Here is a 16,396-nt window from a genome sequence, read left to right as displayed (position 1 = left end):
TCTTTCGATGCCGATGTCAGTTCGAGCTCAGGCGGGTCACGACGTGGTCGACCAGGCCGTATTCCTTGGCCTCTTCGGCTCGGAACCACTTGTCCCGGTCGGCGTCGGCCTCGATCTTCTCCAACGGCTGGCCGGTGTGCTCGGCGTTGAGCCGGTTCATCTCCTGCTTGGTCAGGGCGAACTGCTCGGCCTGGATGGCGATGTCGGCCGCGGTGCCGCCGATGCCCGCCGACGGCTGGTGCATCATGACGCGCGCGTGCGGCAGGGCGTGGCGCTTGCCCTTGGTGCCCGCGGTCAGCAGGAACTGCCCCATCGAGGCGGCCATGCCCATCGCGTAGGTGGCGATGTCGCACTCGGACAGTTGCATGGTGTCGAAGATCGCCATGCCCGCGGTGACCGAGCCGCCGGGCGAGTTGATGTAGAGGTTGATGTCCTTGGTCGGGTCCTCTGCGGTGAGCAGCAGGATCTGCGCGCACAGACGGTTGGCGATGTCATCGTCGACCTGCGTTCCGAGGAAGATGATGCGCTCGCGCAGCAGGCGCTCGAACACCGAATCGGTGAGGTTCAGTCCGGCAACTCCCGAACTCATGGTCAGCCGTGTTTCGCTCACAAGGTCCTACCTTCGACTACGTGTTGGATATCTGCTCGGCGTTGGCTTCGACGCGGATGCGCCGCCGAGGTGTTGCGTCGTTGTCACCGAGGTTAACCAATCCCACCGACGAAACCCTCCCGAAGACACCGCTATTCGCTCACAGCAGAACGCGGCGCCACCCGCACGGCATCGACGACAAACGCGCCGCCACCCCGGGACACACCTGCGATCAGGTGGCCGCGGGACGACGGCGCGTCAACGGCGATGCGGCGACTTATTCGTCCTCGCCGGCTTCGGTCTCCTCGTCGAACGGCCCGAAGAATTCCTTCGTGTCGACGACGTTGCCGTTGCTGTCGGTGACGGTGACGTCGCGGACGATCTCGGCGAGTGCCTTGCCGCGGCGGGCGTCGGCGTAGACGGCGCCGATCTGGCCGGCCTGCTGGAGCTGGCCGATGAACTCCTGCGGAGCCATGCCGTAGCGCTGCGCCTGGAAGATGATCTGCTGGGTCAGCTCGTCCTGGCTGACCTCGGTCTCGGCCTTCTCGGCGACGGCGTCGAGCAGCAGCTGGGTGCGCACCGACTTCTCCGCCGACTCGCGGGCGTCTTCTTCGAACTTCTCACGGCTGGTGCCCTGAGCCTCGAGGAGCTGCGCGAAGAGGTTCTCGTCGTGACCGATGCTGTGCAACACCTGCTCGAGCTGTCCGTCGACCTCGGCTGCGACGACCTTCTCCGGCAGCGGGAAGGGCGCCTTCTCCAGGAGCTCGTCGAGGACGGCGTCGCGGATCGCGTTGGCCTGTCCGGTCTTCTTCGACTGCTCGACGCGCTTGGCCAGATCGGCCTTGAGCTCGTCGACGGTGTCGAATTCGCTTGCCATCTGGGCGAATTCGTCATCGACCGCGGGCAGCTCACGCACCTTGATCGAATTGACCTTGACGGTCACCTGAGCTTGCTTGTCCGCGTGCTCACCGGCGACGAGCGTCGTGGTGAACTCCTTGGTCTCGCCGTTGGCGACGCCGACGAGCGCCTCGTCGAGGCCGTCGACCAGCTCGCCGTTGCCGACCTCGTGCGACAGTCCCTCGGTGGACGCTTCGTCGACCTTCTCACCGTCGACGGTGGCTTCGAGATCGATCGACACGAAGTCGCCGGTCTCGACCGGACGATCGACGCCCTTGAGGGTGCCGAACCGGGCGCGCAGGTTCTCCAGCTGTTCGGCGACGGCGTCGTCGTCGGCCTCGATGGCGTCGACGGTGACGGCGAGGGTCGAGTAGTCGGGCAGCTCGATCTCGGGGCGGACGTCGACCTCCGCGGTGAAGGTGATCGACTCGCCGTACTTCAGCTCGTCGATATCGATGTCGGGCTGGCCGAGCGCGTTGACGCCTGCTTCGGAGACGGCCTCGGTGTACTTGACCGGCAGGGCGTCGTTGACGACCTGAGCCAGCACCGAATCGCGCCCGACACGGGCCTCGATGAGCTTGGCCGGGGCCTTACCCGGGCGGAAGCCGGGGATGCGGATCTGCTGTGCGAGCGCGGCGTAGGCCCGCTCGAAGTCTCCGGAGAGTTCCTCGAACGGAACTTCGACATTGAGCTTTACTCGGGTCGGGCTCAACTGCTCGACGGTGCTTTTCACGCCTGTAAACTCCTTGGCTTCATTCTCTGCTACGTGATCGCCGACGCCGGGACCGGCGGCACGACCGTGCGACGACAGGGGACGACACCTGTCCCTTCGGGGTTACATCGTGCCACAACTCCCCGACGTCATCGACGGCGGAGCCACCTGACGTCGACTTACATGAAATTGCGAGTGTGCAGCGCGGATAATTCGGCGGCCTCGTCGTCGGGGAATCCGATCACCGACAGTCGTCGGCGCCTGCCGTCGTCCATCCGCGCCTGCAGCGCCTGAACCGCTCGCCAGCCGCGGCGGACGGCGGCGGGCTCCCACGACCCGGCGGCGAGCAGGACGAGCGAGTCGTAGACCGCCGACGACAGTCCCGCCGTGTCGCGCAGTGCGTCGTGGCGACGTTCGACGGCTCCGCGCAGCCGGCCGCGAAACGTCGGATCGACGTCGACGACGTGCGCGGCGTGCGCCACGCCGAAGGCGACGTGTCGGGCTTCGTCACGCGCGGCCAGAGCGGTGACCTGCGCGGTCACCGGGTCGGGGGCATGCTCGTGCAGGAAGCCGAGAAGATCGACGAAGGTGCCCTCACCCAGCACCGACAGCAGAAACGACGCGAGAGTGAAATCCGGCTCGTCGAGCAACGATTGCAGCGATGCCCGTCCCTCGACGCCGGAGCGGCCCATTTCGTCGCGGGTCAGCAATGCCCGGCGGGTGAAGATCTCGACGTGTCGGGCCTCGTCGGCTATCTGCGCGGCCAGCAACTGCATCACCTCGCGGAACTGCGGGTGCAGCGACCCCAGCAGGCGCGCGGGGATCATCAGTGCGGCCTGCTCGTTCTCGACGAGATACGTCATCACCTGCACCACCGCGTCCTCGACGTCGTCGGGCAACGTGGGCCCGCGGTTCCAGTCGACGGCCGTGTCTGGGTTCCACTGGTTGGCTGCCGCCCGTGCGTAGAGGGTGGGCGCGACGTCGGCCCACACCAGGTCGCGCTCGACCCAGCGCACGTCGAGCTCGGGCCCGCCGGACCCCACCAGCGCACCGCGCGCGGCCAGTCCCCACCTACGGTCGGCGCCGGCACTCGGCTGACCGGACCGCCCGGCACGCACCGCTCGCGCCCATCGATGGTCTTCCTTTAGTCCCTTGATGATGTGCACCGGGTGACGCCCGACGGTCGGGTCGGGGTCCGGCGAGTCGACGCGATGCCCCGCGGTGCGGCACCAGGCACCGAGCATCAGGTCGAATGCCGCGCCGACACCCCACACCGTCAGGACGTCACCGGGACAAAGCCCGGCGAGACCACGGGCGATCAGCAGATGCGCGCCCTCGTCGAACGACAGGTCCTCAAGGTCGATAGTCGCGGGCACGCACCCGCCCCTGTTCGTCGTAGAAGCCGCTCTCGTCGACGGCCCGTTGCAGCGGGCCGAAGCCGTCGGTCCGGCCGGGCAACCAGGCGGTGAGTCCCTCCAGATCGAGCAGTGGTCGCACCTGCGCGTCCGCGTAGGACATCGCGAGGAACGCCTCGGTCAACTGCGCGAGCGCAGTCGCGTCGACGCCGGGCCCCGCGGTCATCATGCAGTGGTCGAAACTCGGCGTCTGGCCGAGCACCCGCAGCGCTCCGGACGCGACCGTCCCCTCCCGCGCGAACATGAGGAGGTTGGCATCCAGTACGCACGCGGCGTCGACGGTGCCGTCACGCAGCGCGACGATCGCGTCGCGTTCGCCGCCGACGTGATCGCCGTGCAGACCGACTCCGACGTCGATGCGGACCACCTCCACGTCGACGCCCGGTTCGACGCCGACCGAACGCAGGTACGACAGCGGCAGCAGCGTCGACTGCGGCGAATCGACCGCTCCGACGGCGATTCGACGTCCGCGCAGGTCGGTGACATCGGTCAGTTCGGAATCGGCGCGTACGACGACGGCCGAGCGCAGGTCCCGATCGGTGTCACGCATGAAGACCGGCAGTACCTCGGTGCCCGCGGCGCGGGCGGCACGCTCGGCGCGCACCCACGCCAGCGAAGAGTTCCACGCGAGGTCGATGTGCCCGGACAGCAGGTCATCGACCTGTCGTTCGTAGTTCGAGTACAGGAGGTAGTCGATCGCGGGTCCGTCGACGGCGCGCAGGTACGCGCGAAAGCCCTCCCAGATGGTGACGACCTTGGGATCGTAGGCGACCGAGCCGATCAGCAGTTCGCTCACGCGCCCGCCTCCCCGGGGGCGTCGGTACCGGTGTCGGCGGGCGGGTCGAGCAGCGGCAGTCCGGTCAGCGCGCGGCCGATGAAGTCGTGCAGCGCGTCGGTCGTCGGCGCCATCACCCGGGCGGCGCGCGAGTCGCGGAAGCGGCGCTCCACCGGCGACTCGCGCCGGAATGCCGCGCCGCCGCACGCCACCATGGCCAGGTCGGTCACCGACGACGACCCGGCGTCGGCCGATGCCTTGACCTCCAGCACCAGCAACGGCGCGTCGTCGCGTTCGGACTCGACCGCCGCGACCGCCTCCTCGAGCAGAGCCCGGTTGCGATCGCTCTCGATCCGCGCCTGCGCGAGGCGGGTGCGCCCGGGAAGCTGTTGTGCCAGTGACTGATTGAGGTGAGTCAGACGCGTTCCGGTGAGGTGCTGAGCCGTGCTCGCGGTCACCGCCTCCATGAGGCCGATGCTCGCCGCCGCATTGAGCGTGAGGAACCACGGCAGCACCACCGACAGGGCGAGGTCGAGCCCCACCCCGTCGTCGCCGAGTCGCGCGGCGGCGGGGATCACGACGCCGTCGGCGGTGACCGGGCAGGAATCGTTGCCGCGCAACCCGAGTCCGTCGAAGGTGCCGTCGACGTGCAGTCCATCGGTCGTCGTCGGGACGTACCACAGCGTCATCGGTCCAGGCTCCGACGCCGGTCGTGACGACCACACGTAACTGTCGGCCTCGTGAGCGGCGGTGACCCAACTCTTGCGTGCGTCGAGCCGCACCCGCCCGTCGGACTCGGCCGTTGCGGAGCTCACCGGAGTCCAGAAGTGGCGGCGCGAGCCGGCCTCAGAGAAGGCGAGCGTCGTCAGATGTTCCCCTGCCGCAACGGCTTTCAGTGATTCGCCGTGCCCCACATGGGCGAGCAGGGCGACCGCGCTGTAGTGCATCGCGACGATCATCGCCGTCGATCCGCATTCCACCGAGAGTCGGCGGACCACCTCGGCCGCCACCCGCAGTCCGGCGCCCGGCCCGCCGTGTGCGAGCGGCACCGTCAGTCCGAGCACGCCCGCGTCGGCGAGCGCATCGATCGCGGCGCGCGGAAAGGTGCCGGGATGCAGGATCGGGTCAATCCTGTCATCGACGCCGGACGTCGATGAGGGTGTTGAGAGAAACACTGTTGAGAGAAACAAAGAAGATGCCGCGACGCGGCGCGTGCACGCCGCGGATCGGTCCTGCGTTGTCGGGATGACAGGATTTGAACCTGCGACCCTCCGCTCCCAAAGCGGATGCGCTACCAAGCTGCGCCACATCCCGGTCTCCCAGCCGATCGAAGCCGATCACGCTGAGAACCAAGTGGTCATACTACGGTGCCCGGCACCGAGTTTCCCAATCGGAGGGGTCGATTTCGCAATCGGCGCGCGACGTTGTAAGGTTCTGTTCCGCACGCGGAGCCTGGCGATCCCAGACACCGCATGCTCGCGGGTGTAGCTCAATGGTAGAGCCCTAGTCTTCCAAACTAGCTACGCGGGTTCGATTCCCGTCACCCGCTCAACCAGGTCAGGGCCGCTTTCCCTCAGTGAAGCGGCCCTGATTTCGTTTCAGCTCCCCCATTGCGGGTCTCGACCCAGCCGGGCGAGCGCCTCCGCCCACGTCCCGACCGTCGCCGACTCGACGACGGGCGCGAACTGGGCGTCGTCGGCCAGGCGCGCCTGGCCATCGGGCACCACGGTCGCGATCTGCGCGACCGCGTCGACGATGTCGGGCGCGGGCTCGTAGTCGGTCCCGAGTCCGCGCGCGAGGTCCCAGCCGTGCACGGCGATATCGAGAAGCTGAGCCGCGACGGCGAAGGTCACAGGCAGCGGATCGGGACCGAATTCGGCGAGCACCACGAGCTCCGATGCCGTCGCCGCGGCGAAGGCGTCGGTTAACGCCCGCACCGACTCGGTCCATACGTCAGCCGAATACTTCACCGGCGCAAAGTCTTTCGGCTCCGACGTTCCCGTCGACACCGCTCGCGTGAAGCCCCGGTTCTGTCCGATCTGATGCGCCAACAACGCGCCGACATCCCAGTCGGCACACGGCGTCGAACGTCGCAGGTCGACGTCGGGTGTTAGCAGCGCGGCGACGTCCGCGCACACCCGGGCGTGCATCTGCGCCAGTTGATCGATGGTCAATTCTGAGATAGTAGTCATAACACGATGATAATCACCGCACGGTGATTATTTCAAGCTGATACCGTACTCGAATGCCCGAGCAGCCCGACCTTCTCGCCACCCTCGCACCTCTCGCCGGCGCACTGCGCGACGCCGAGGACGCCGCGGCGGCCGAGGCCGGCCTCACCATGTGGCAGTACGCGATCCTGATCACCGCTCGTTCGACCCGCTACAACCAACTGGAACTCGCGACCGCCCTGCGCTACAACAAGAATCGGATCGTCGGCGATCTGGACCGCCTCGTCGAACTCGGTCTGGTCGCGCGCGAACCCGACCCGCGCGATCGGCGGGCCAACGTGATCGTGGTGACCGACGACGGCGCCGCCCTGGCCGTGTCCACACAGCGTCGCGTCCGCGCGGCCGAAGACGCCCTCCTCGCCGATCTGACTGCGGCACAACGTAATCAACTGCGCACGTTGCTCATCGCGGCGGCCGCCAGCGCGCAGGGCGCGCGCTAACCGCCTCACACCTTCGCGACCGCACGCACCTTGCCGCCGTCGTTGGGGATCATCGTCACATTGCGATGCCTCGGCCGTTCGCCGGGGCGCTCATGGGTCTCCAAGTCGACGCGCCGCAGAATCTCGGTCACGACGGTGCGCAGTTCCGCCATCGCCAGCGCCGAACCGAGGCAGCGGCGATTCCCGCCCCCGAAAGGCATCAACGTCGTCGGCGACGGCCGCGTCTGCAGAAACCGCTCGCTGTCGAACGCGAACGGCCGAGAATAGATCTCGTCGCGGTGATGCAGCAGCAGGATACTGACCAGCGCGACGGTGCCGGCATCGATACGTTGGCCACCGAAGTCCCAGGGCGCCAACAACTCTCGCGCCACGATCGGCACCACCGGCCGCGAGCGCATGGACTCGTTGATCAGCGACTCCACGACGTCGGCGCCACCGTCGGCGCGGACCTGCTCCCGAACGCGCAGATACTGCTCGCGGTGTCGGGTCAGCCGTTCGAAGGTCCAGGCGACGGTGTTCGACGTCGTCTCATGCCCGGCCAGGACCAGCGTCATCAGTTCGTCGCGGATCTCGTCGTCGGACAGAGCCGCTCCCGACGAGTCCCGGGCGTCGAGCAGTACGGACAGAATATCGTTGCCGCCCAAGCTCTTTCGGCGTTCGGTGATCACCCGGTACATCGCGGCGTCCACCGGCTTGAGCGCCCACCGGGTGAAGCCGACGGGTTCGGGATTGCGCGCGTTGACCAACTGCGCGGCGGTGGCCACCGGCCACGTCGAACGTCGCAGCAGCCGCACCACCTGAAAGCGCAGGTCCGCTTCGGCCGGCGTCGACGCGCGGTCGTCGCCGATCCCGAAGATCGCGGTCATGATGACGTCGAGGGTGATCTGCTGCCCGAGGTCGGCGAGTTCGATCACCTCCCCCACCGGCCACCCGTCGATGGCCCGGCTGGTCGCTCGCTCGATCGCCTCGCGATAGCTCGCCGCGGCGCGCCCGTGAAAGTGCGGCATCAGCATCGCGCGCTGTCGCTTATGCCGCTCGCCGATGGAGGTCAGGACCGACTGCGAACCGATGATCGGCCGCAACGGCGAGGTCCTGGTCGCCGACGGCGCAATCGCCGGGTCGACGGTCATGATCGACTTGATGTGCCCCGGGTCGGACAGCACGACGGTGCGGCCCGCCGCTCCGATCACCCGATAGCGCAACAGCGACGTCTGCGCGGCGTCGTGGAACAGCGTGTCACCCTGCCGCAGCACCAACCGCAACGACTCGCGCAGCGAGCGGGGCGTGAGCGCCGTCAGCGGCCGGGCAGCCGCGGTCGGGACGTCGCTGAGCGGACGAGCCGTCGAGTTCCCGACGATGATCCCGCTCATCGCGTCGGGGTCGGCGAGGTACCAGTGTTCGCCGGACAGCCCCGCCCGCACGATGGTCGATGTCATCGCAGACCTCCCAGTGTCGAATGCAAACGTCGCCGCCGATGCAGCGGCCGGTCGCGAATAGCGTCGCGCCGATCCATCGCAATGCGCGTCGCCCGCGCCTGCCAGTCGAGCCCGGATCCATCGTGCATCAGAATCAGGCTCACCACCGTCAAAACGATTGCCATCACCGTGATCTCCATGATTCGACGGTAGTCGTCGACGACGCGCAGGTCAGCGACCCACGGACGGAATACGACGCCCGCCGCCGGACGGAGTCGGGCTCCGCCCGTGGTCGGATTCGCGCCCGAGTGAACAGCGATAAAATACGCGGGTGCATTGGCTTCTGATGCGGACCCGGCGGACCCTGGCCCTGTTGGGCTACGAGTACCCGCCGTCGTATCTGCTCATCGCCTACGGCGGATACGTCATCACTGTCGTCACCGCGGCTATCGACCGATTCGCGCACCTGTCCCAGACGATCGCACCCTCCGGACTGCAGTGGCTCGCCGTTGCGGTGGCCACCGGGACGGGATGGCTGCCGATGATCGGCGGACTGCTCCACAAGCGGCACATCTGGAAACCGATGTTGACCATCATGACGTCGGTGACGGTGGGCCTGTTCTGGGTCGTACCCATTCACGCCGACGCCGCCCCGCTGCTTCTGGTCATCTCCATCACCATGTCGTCGGCGGTGGCGACGGTCCGCGCCAATGTCTTCGACGCCGTGGTGCTGTCCGGGGTTCTCGGCGCCGGAGTGGTGACCGGACGGGTCGAACAGGGCTGGTTGATCGCCGCGATGCTGTGCTTCGGCGTCGCCGTGGGACGGTTGTTGCAGGCTCAGCTGCTCCTGCTGCGCCGCGAGCGGCAGGCCCGCGCGTCGCAGGCGGTACTCGACCGGGCCGGGATGGCGCGCGAGATCCACGACGTCGTCGCACACTCCTTGAGCATCGTGCTGCTCAACGTCACCGGCGCGCGCCGGGCCCTGCAGGAGGACGGCGACACCTCCGAAGCGCTGGACGCCCTCAAAGACGCCGAAGCTCAAGGTCGGGCGGCGATGACCGACGTCCGGCGCACGATCGAACTGTTGCGCACCGACGGGGAGTCGGAGTCCGCGCAACCCGGCATCGCCGACCTCGATGCGCTGGTCAGCACCTTCCGACGCGCGGGAACGTCGGTCGCGTTCAGCGCACGTGCCTTCACCACACCGTTGACCAGCACCACCGAACTGACGATCTATCGCATCGTGCAGGAGTCCCTGTCGAACGCCAGCCGCCACGCACCGGGTTCGGTGATCGAAGTGAGTATCGGGCCGACGAGCAGCGGAGTCACGGTCGTCATCGTCAACGACATCCCCGACAGCGCGCGCCGCCACCCGGGCGGATCCGGGCTCGGCGGGATGCGTTCGCGGGCCGAACTCCTCGGCGGGCACGTCTCGGCCGGGCGACACGGCGGTCGCTGGCGAGTCGAGGCATTCCTGCCCCTGTTCGACGACGACTACGGTGACGGAGTGACACAACGCCACACCGCACGGGTGACCAGCGATGGATGACGTCTTCATCCGCACGCTGCTGGTCGACGACCAGGAGCTCGTCCGGTCGGGGCTGCGCCGGATCCTGCGCCGCAAGGACGGCTTCGACGTCGTCGCCGAGTGCGGCGACGGCGACGAGGTACTCGACGCGGTTGCGGCGCACCGGCCCGACGTCGTGGTGATGGATCTGCGGATGAAGCGCGTCAGCGGCATGGAGGCGACCCGCTTGCTGCGTTCGACGCCGAACCCGCCGCCGGTTCTCGCGCTGACCACCTTCCGGGACGACGCATTGCTGTCGGAGGCGCTGCGCGCGGGTACCGCCGGCTTCGTCCTGAAGGACTCGTCGGCCGAAGAGCTGATTCGCGCGGTCCGACTCGTCGCCGCGGGCGACGCGGTGCTCGATCCGGCGGTCACCGCCCGCGTGCTCGACACCTACCGATGCGCCGACGCGCCCCAGGGCGCACCGGATACCACCAACGCGCGGTTGACCCGGTTGACGGCCCGCGAGACGACGGTGCTGACTCATCTCGGCCGCGGACTGTCCAACGACGAGATCGCGGGCGAGCTGGTCATTTCGGTCGTCACGGTCAAAAGCCACATCAGTGCGATCTTCGCCAAATTGGGTGTTCGCGACCGCGCCGCGGCGATCGTGTTCGCCTTCGACAACGGTTTGGTGACACCGAGAACAAGTTAACTAGCCAAAAGAAGGTGTGGCTTGCCTCACACCGTTACCCCAGGTCACGCCCCGTATGCAGGACAAACCTCGATTCGAGGCGATTCACTACAGCGAATTACCACTAACACTTTGGCCCATCGGCAACAGTTGTGTAACGATAGAAAGGCGCATTTGTGGGGAAAGGCGCCTGGCTCCGTCCGCGGAGTCCGACTTTGCAAACGAAACGTAAGGGTTCGACTCAGTGCTGACTAACAAACGATCAGGCCGCACACGCCTGTTCACACGACTTCTGACCACCATTGTCGGTGTTCTCGCCGTGATCGTATCGCTGCCCGCACTCGCCTCCGCAGCGCCGGTCACCGTGATCCCGGGGCTGCCCCCGATCGAGATTCCCGGTGCGCCGACCACTCCCAAGCCCACGCCGAAGCCGAAGCCGGCTCCGACGACCGAGGACACCCCCGGAACCCCCGGCATCCCGAACGTGAAGACGTCGACCGGCTGGATCGCACTCGCGGAGGACTCGACCCACACCATCACCTGGTGGCACAACGGCGAGGTCGTCAAGACCATGCCGATCTCCATGGGCACCAATGCGCACCCGACGCCCAACGGCGTGTACCACACCCGCGAGCACTACCGGGACATGTACATGGACTCGTCGACCTACGGCGTGCCGGTCGACTCGGCTGAGGGCTACCGCACCTACGTCGAGTACGCGACCCGCATGTCCAACGACGGCATCTTCATCCACGCCGCTCCGTGGTCGGTCGCCCAGCAGGGCAAGAGCAATGCCAGCCACGGCTGCATCAACGTCTCGACCGCCAACGGCAAGTGGGTGTTCGACAACATCCCCCGTGGCACCCCGATCGTCGTTCGCGGCACCGTCGGCGGACAGTACGACGGCAACTGATTCCCCACGAATCAGCGCTCTAGGGCCAGACCTCCACGCGGAGGTCTGGCCCTAGCCGTTTCTCCGTCCGTCCCGCAATCGGCTCAAGCCGCGGCCCTGGCCGAATCGTCCACCGGTACAACATATTCGACGAAGGTGGCCTGCACTTGTAGCCAGCGCGCGAGGATCTCGCAACCGGTCGCGTCCCGGTCGGTCAGCGAGTGCCGCCGATACGGTTCGACGCCGTAGGAGGTATGCCGTCCACCCCGGTCGTTGTCGAATCTGATACCGCGCCAGCTGATCACCGTCGGCAGATATCCCGCCACCTCCCGGGCGGCGACGACGAGCCGTCGTCCGTCGCGCCGCCACTGCGCGGGTGACACCGCGGTGCGGGCCGCGTTCTGAAATCCGTTCCGGCGCAGCGTCGCCCACATCGACGTCACCCAGCTTCCCAGTGCCGCGGTCCCGTTCACGCCCAGGTTGCCGGTGAGATCGGCGATGTCGCGGATCAGCGAGTCGGCACTGGCATTGCAGATCACATCGTCGGCGGCTCCAACCCAGTACGCGGGCACGGCGTCGGCGCCGGACACCGACGCGTCATCCGGCCCGGCCACCCCCGACCCGTGACAACCCTCGACGACGCCCGACGGCTGGTGCGGATCGGCCACCAGGCCGACGCCGACTATCCGCCGCACAGCCGCCGGTTCGGTCCGGGCCAGCCGAGCGACGAACCGCCGAACCACCACCGCCCCTTGCGAATAGCCGAGCATCATCACTCGGCCGCCGGTGGCGGCGAAGGCCGCGGCGAGGTTCTCGCAGCCGATGGCGACGCTGTCCTCGTAGGCCATCCCCTGCCACGACGGCGCCGGGCCGTAGCTCGCCGGGTACCCGACCCACACGGCGTCGAATCGCTCATCGAGATTGTCGGTCACATGCGCGAGCATGCCCGAGACTCCGGATCGCCGGTCGTCGGGGCCCGACTCACCGGTACCGCCGACCACGAGCACGGAAATACGCTGTTGCTGTAAGGGATTCACCCCATCGATCGTGCCGATGTGAGGTGAGAGCAGTGGGAGCCCTTGCTGAGAGGGCGCTGTGAGGTGCGACAGACGCGGCGATCGCGCCGCCTCAATCCAGGAACCCGTGCAGCAGCACCGCCGACCCCGCCACGTGGTCGGCCATCGCGGCCGCAGCCGCCTCGCCGTCGCCGGCGAGAATGGCCAGGACCACGGCCTCGTGCTGCTCGTCCGAGTGCGCGATGTTGCGCTCCAGCAAGGGAATCTGGTCGAGGAAGCCGTTGATGACGAGTCTGTTCTCGGCGACCAGCGGGACCAGTGAGGGCACGCCGGCCGCCTCCACGATGGCCAGATGCAGGCGGGAGTCGAGTCGGCGATAGTCGACGACGTCACAGCCCCGGACGTCGCCGAGCCTGGCCCACAACACTTCTCGCTCGGCCGCCGACAGCGTCCGCCCGGCCGCCATGCGCGCCGCGCCCACTTCGAGGATCTCCCGCAACCGCACCGCGTCGTCGATCTCCGCGCGGGTGATTCCCGCGAGTTCGGCTGTGTGCGTGGGCAATTCGTCGGTGAGGAAGGTCCCACCGTAGCGTCCGCGCCGCGACACGAGGTAGCCGGCGCCGGTCAACGACCGGATGGCCTCACGTACCGTGTCCCGGCTCACCCCCAGTCGCGCCGCCAACTCCCGCTCGGGCGGCAACGATTCGCCGGGCGCCAGCACGCCCAGGCGAATCATCGCCAACAGCCGCCCGACCGTGTCCTCGAACGCATTTCCCAGGCGCACGGGACGCAGCAGCGCCTCGCGCGGCGAGGTGCGCGGGCGAGGATCGACGGCGTCGGCGGACATCGTGGCCTACAGCGGCGTCACATACGCGGAGCTGATGCCGCCGTCGACGAGGAAACTCGACCCGGTGATGAACGACGCGTCGTCGGAGGCGAGGAACGCGACCGCCGCGGCCAGCTCCTCCGGCTCGGCGAACCGGCCCACCGGCACGTGGATCAGACGACGCGCGGCTCGCTCGGGGTCCTTGGCGAAAAGTTCTTGCAGCAGAGGCGTATTCACCGGTCCGGGGCACAACGCGTTGACCCGGATCCCCTGCCGCGCGAACTGGACGCCGAGCTCCCGCGACATCGCCAACACGCCGCCCTTCGAGGCCGTGTAGGAGATCTGCGACGTCGCCGAACCCATCACCGCGACGAACGACGCCGTATTGATGATCGACCCGCGTTGTGCGGGCACCATGTGCCGCAGCGCGGCCCGGCAGCACAGGTACACCGACTTCAGATTCACGTCCTGCACCTTCTGCCAGGCGGGCAGCTCGGTGTTCTCGATGAGGTCGTCGTCGGGCGGGCTGATGCCCGCGTTGTTGAAGGCGATGTCGACCGACCCGTAGGTCGACGCAGCGGTGTCGAAGAGATGGTTGACGGCATCTTCGTCGGAGACGTCGACCTGGACGAACAGCCCGCCGAGTTCATCGGCTGCGGCACCGCCGGTGACCGGATCGAGGTCGCCGATGACGATCGTCGCTCCCTCGGCACGCATGCGCCGGGCGGTCGCCAGGCCGATGCCGCCACCGCCGCCGGTGATGACGGCGACGCGGCCGGCCAGTCGCTGAGTCAGATCCATGTACCACTCCTGTCAAAGATGAACGTGCTGAATCGGCCGGTGGCCGTTGATGTCTCGGGTGATCACGCCGGATCGACGGCGAAGAACACATTCTTGGTGTCGGTGAAGGCCAGCGGTGCGTCGGGACCCAGCTCACGGCCCAGCCCCGACTGTTTGAAACCGCCGAACGGCGTGTTGTACCGGACCGACGAGTGCGAGTTGACGCTGAGATTCCCGGCGTCGACGGCCCGCGACACCCGCATCGCCCGGGACAGATTCTCCGTCCAGATCGACCCCGACAATCCGTATGCGGTGTCGTTGGCGAGACCGATGGCGTCGGCCTCGTCGTCGAACGGCAGCACCGCGACGACCGGCCCGAAGATCTCTTCGCGGACCGTGCGGTCGGCCCGCTCGGGGGTGAGAACCGTTGGCGGGAACCAGAATCCGGCGCCCGACGGCGCGGTGCCGCGGAACGCTACGGGAGCGTCGTCGGGCACGTATCCGCGCACCGACTCCCAGTGCGGTTTGGAGACGAGCGGGCCCATCTCGGTGGCGCGATCGGTCGGGTCGCCGACGACCACCCCGGCCACCGCCGGTTCCAGCAGCTCCATGAATCTGTCGAAGACGCTGCGCTGCACCAGGATTCGGCTCCGCGCACAGCAGTCCTGGCCGGCGTTGTCGAAGACCCCGTAGGGCGCGGTCGCCGCGGCACGCTCCAGATCGCAGTCGTCGAACACGATGTTGGCGCTCTTGCCGCCCAACTCCAGCGTGACCCGCTTGATCTTGTCCGCCGCGCCCGCCATCACCCGGGTACCGACCTCGGTGGAGCCGGTGAACACGACCTTGGCCACGTCGGGATGCGTCACGAACCGCTCCCCGACCACCGATCCGCGCCCCGGCAGCACCTGGAACAGGTCGGGATCGAGTCCGGATTCCACGGCCAGCTCACCGAGCCGGATCGAGGTCAGCGGCGTCCATTCGGCGGGCTTGAGCAGCACCGCGTTCCCCGCGGCGAGCGCGGGGGCGAAACCCCACGCGGCGATGGTCATCGGGAAGTTCCACGGCGTGATCACGCCGATCACGCCGAGTGGCTCGTGGAAGGTCACGTCGAGTCCGCCGGCGACGGGAATCTGCTTGCCGCTCAACCGTTCCGGGCTCGCGGAATAGTACTGCAGGACGTCGCGGACATGCCCGGCCTCCCACTCGGCCTGCCCGATGGGGTGACCCGAGTTGGCGACTTCCAGCGCGGCGAGTTCATCGATGTGCGCGTCGACGACGACGGCGAACGCCCGCAGCGCCGCCGCACGTTCGGCGGGAGGCCGGGCCGCCCAGCGGCGCTGGGCACTCGACGCGCGCGCGACGGCGTCGTCGACGGCTGCGGCGTCGAGCAACTCGACGGTCCGCAGCACCTCCTCGGTCGCGGGGTTGATCACCGTGGTGGTCATGACGTGGCGGCCCTTTCCTGCAGGTCGTGCAAGTCGTTGAGATCTCGCGAGCGCGTCGCGGCGGCGACGATGCCTTCGAACAGCGCGGGGTGATCGAGGGTCTCTTCGGGATGCCATTGCACCGCGACGGCGAATTGGTCTCCCGCTCGGGCCGGATCGAGTTCGACCGCTTCCACGAGGCCGTCGCCGGAATCGTGGGCGCTGGCGATCAGCCCGTCGCCGATCCGGTCGATGGCCTGGTGGTGATAGCAGCGCACAACGCTCGACGGCCCCATCATCTCCGCGACGCGGGTACCGGGCACGGTCGCGACCGGCGTCTGCGCGAACTGCGCGTTGCCGATCCGATGGTCCGAGTGCCCCACCGCGTCGGGCAGGTGCTGAATCAGGGTTCCGCCGAGTGCGACGTTCAATACCTGTGCGCCACGGCAGATTCCGAGCACCGGCAGTTTGCGCCGCAGCGCCGCGTCGAGCAGCGCGAACTCCCACGCGTCCCGGTCGGCCCGCGGCTTCTCCGTCGTCGGCAACGCTTCCTGGCCGTAGCGAGCCGGATCGATGTCGGAGCCGCCGGTGATGACCAAGCCGTCCAGACTGTCGAGCACCCGCTCGACGACGGCGGTGGTCACCGGCTGCGGCGGCAGCAGCAGCACCGTGCCACCCGCGTTCGTCAGACCGTCGATGTACACCGCGGGCAGGAAGCTCGCGTTCACGTCCCACACGCCGGTCTGCGATCGCTGCCGGTAGGTCGTCATTCCGATGAGCGGA

General features: G+C 68.0%; 17 protein-coding genes and 2 tRNA genes. 5 read left to right on the top strand and 14 right to left on the bottom strand.

What is annotated here, in order from left to right; translation table 11 throughout:
* Positions 1–16: 16 nt before the first annotated feature.
* The 6 genes from HH308_RS00425 to HH308_RS00400 form a co-directional block, all read right to left on the bottom strand.
* Positions 17–589, bottom strand: coding sequence for an ATP-dependent Clp protease proteolytic subunit (locus HH308_RS00425; protein WP_170192196.1), 573 nt, complete (start codon positions 587–589; stop codon positions 17–19).
* Positions 590–866: 277 nt separating this feature from the next.
* The gene (tig, locus tag HH308_RS00420; protein ID WP_170192195.1) at positions 867–2,219 is read right to left on the bottom strand and encodes a trigger factor; all 1,353 of its coding nucleotides are present in this window, start codon (positions 2,217–2,219) and stop codon (positions 867–869) included.
* Positions 2,220–2,377: 158 nt separating this feature from the next.
* Positions 2,378–3,574: a ferritin-like domain-containing protein gene (locus tag HH308_RS00415; protein ID WP_170192194.1), complete on the bottom strand. Its 1,197-nt coding sequence runs from the start codon at positions 3,572–3,574 to the stop codon at positions 2,378–2,380.
* Positions 3,552–4,409 (bottom strand): phosphate/phosphite/phosphonate ABC transporter substrate-binding protein, encoded by an 858-nt coding sequence (locus tag HH308_RS00410; RefSeq protein ID WP_312870236.1) that lies wholly within the window; start codon positions 4,407–4,409, stop codon positions 3,552–3,554. The genes HH308_RS00415 and HH308_RS00410 overlap by 23 nt, the downstream gene beginning before the upstream one ends.
* The gene (locus tag HH308_RS00405) at positions 4,406–5,563 is read right to left on the bottom strand and encodes an acyl-CoA dehydrogenase family protein (protein ID WP_170192193.1); all 1,158 of its coding nucleotides are present in this window, start codon (positions 5,561–5,563) and stop codon (positions 4,406–4,408) included. Before HH308_RS00405 ends, HH308_RS00410 begins: the two co-directional genes overlap by 4 nt.
* Before the next feature lie 65 nt (positions 5,564–5,628).
* Positions 5,629–5,702, bottom strand: a tRNA-Pro gene (locus HH308_RS00400).
* 164 nt (positions 5,703–5,866) lie between these two features.
* Between HH308_RS00400 and HH308_RS00395 the strand changes: the two genes are divergently transcribed.
* Positions 5,867–5,937 (top strand) — tRNA-Gly (locus tag HH308_RS00395).
* 49 nt (positions 5,938–5,986) lie between these two features.
* On the opposite strand, the gene HH308_RS00390 is transcribed toward HH308_RS00395, so the two are convergent.
* The gene (locus HH308_RS00390) at positions 5,987–6,580 is read right to left on the bottom strand and encodes a TIGR03086 family metal-binding protein (protein ID WP_170192192.1); all 594 of its coding nucleotides are present in this window, start codon (positions 6,578–6,580) and stop codon (positions 5,987–5,989) included.
* Positions 6,581–6,633: 53 nt separating this feature from the next.
* Here HH308_RS00390 and HH308_RS00385 point away from each other — a divergent pair, with 53 nt between their 5' ends.
* Complete coding sequence (locus tag HH308_RS00385; RefSeq protein ID WP_170192191.1) at positions 6,634–7,059, top strand: MarR family winged helix-turn-helix transcriptional regulator; 426 nt, start codon at positions 6,634–6,636, stop codon at positions 7,057–7,059.
* Positions 7,060–7,064: 5 nt separating this feature from the next.
* Here the strand turns inward: HH308_RS00385 and HH308_RS00380 are convergent, their stop codons facing one another.
* Together HH308_RS00380 and HH308_RS00375 are read right to left on the bottom strand one after the other, a co-directional pair.
* Positions 7,065–8,495, bottom strand: a complete 1,431-nt coding sequence (locus HH308_RS00380; protein ID WP_170192190.1) for a cytochrome P450 — start codon at positions 8,493–8,495, stop codon at positions 7,065–7,067.
* Positions 8,492–8,674, bottom strand: coding sequence for a hypothetical protein (locus HH308_RS00375; RefSeq protein WP_170192189.1), 183 nt, complete (start codon positions 8,672–8,674; stop codon positions 8,492–8,494). Before HH308_RS00375 ends, HH308_RS00380 begins: the two co-directional genes overlap by 4 nt.
* Before the next feature lie 131 nt (positions 8,675–8,805).
* Between HH308_RS00375 and HH308_RS30335 the strand changes: the two genes are divergently transcribed.
* The 3 genes from HH308_RS30335 to HH308_RS00360 all read left to right on the top strand — a co-directional run bounded on the left by HH308_RS30335 (position 8,806) and on the right by HH308_RS00360 (position 11,588).
* Positions 8,806–10,023 carry a sensor histidine kinase gene (locus HH308_RS30335; RefSeq protein WP_170192188.1) on the top strand — a complete coding sequence of 406 codons (1,218 nt, stop codon included), beginning with the start codon at positions 8,806–8,808 and terminating at the stop codon, positions 10,021–10,023.
* The gene (locus tag HH308_RS00365; protein WP_170192187.1) at positions 10,016–10,696 is read left to right on the top strand and encodes a response regulator transcription factor; all 681 of its coding nucleotides are present in this window, start codon (positions 10,016–10,018) and stop codon (positions 10,694–10,696) included. The genes HH308_RS30335 and HH308_RS00365 overlap by 8 nt, the downstream gene beginning before the upstream one ends.
* 226 nt (positions 10,697–10,922) lie before the next feature.
* Entirely contained in the window at positions 10,923–11,588 is a 666-nt protein-coding gene (locus HH308_RS00360) for a L,D-transpeptidase (protein ID WP_246284090.1), read from the top strand.
* 83 nt (positions 11,589–11,671) lie between these two features.
* Here the strand turns inward: HH308_RS00360 and HH308_RS00355 are convergent, their stop codons facing one another.
* The 5 genes from HH308_RS00355 to HH308_RS00335 all read right to left on the bottom strand — a co-directional run bounded on the left by HH308_RS00355 (position 11,672) and on the right by HH308_RS00335 (position 16,383).
* Positions 11,672–12,613 (bottom strand): PE-PPE domain-containing protein, encoded by a 942-nt coding sequence (locus tag HH308_RS00355; protein ID WP_376767150.1) that lies wholly within the window; start codon positions 12,611–12,613, stop codon positions 11,672–11,674.
* 82 nt (positions 12,614–12,695) lie between these two features.
* Positions 12,696–13,430 (bottom strand): FadR/GntR family transcriptional regulator, encoded by a 735-nt coding sequence (locus tag HH308_RS00350; protein ID WP_170192185.1) that lies wholly within the window; start codon positions 13,428–13,430, stop codon positions 12,696–12,698.
* Positions 13,431–13,436: 6 nt separating this feature from the next.
* Positions 13,437–14,210, bottom strand: coding sequence for a 3-oxoacyl-ACP reductase (locus HH308_RS00345; protein WP_170192184.1), 774 nt, complete (start codon positions 14,208–14,210; stop codon positions 13,437–13,439).
* A gap of 62 nt (positions 14,211–14,272) precedes the next feature.
* On the bottom strand, positions 14,273–15,634 hold the full coding sequence (locus HH308_RS00340; RefSeq protein ID WP_170192183.1) for an aldehyde dehydrogenase family protein: 1,362 nt from the start codon (positions 15,632–15,634) through the stop codon (positions 14,273–14,275).
* On the bottom strand, positions 15,631–16,383 hold the full coding sequence (locus HH308_RS00335) for a gamma-glutamyl-gamma-aminobutyrate hydrolase family protein (RefSeq protein ID WP_170192541.1): 753 nt from the start codon (positions 16,381–16,383) through the stop codon (positions 15,631–15,633). Before HH308_RS00335 ends, HH308_RS00340 begins: the two co-directional genes overlap by 4 nt.
* Between the last annotated feature and the right edge of the window lie 13 nt (positions 16,384–16,396).

It is taken from the genome of Gordonia asplenii, assembly GCF_012933505.1.
GTDB lineage: Bacteria > Actinomycetota > Actinomycetes > Mycobacteriales > Mycobacteriaceae > Gordonia > Gordonia asplenii.
This window is presented reverse-complemented; position numbering and strand designations above follow the sequence as displayed.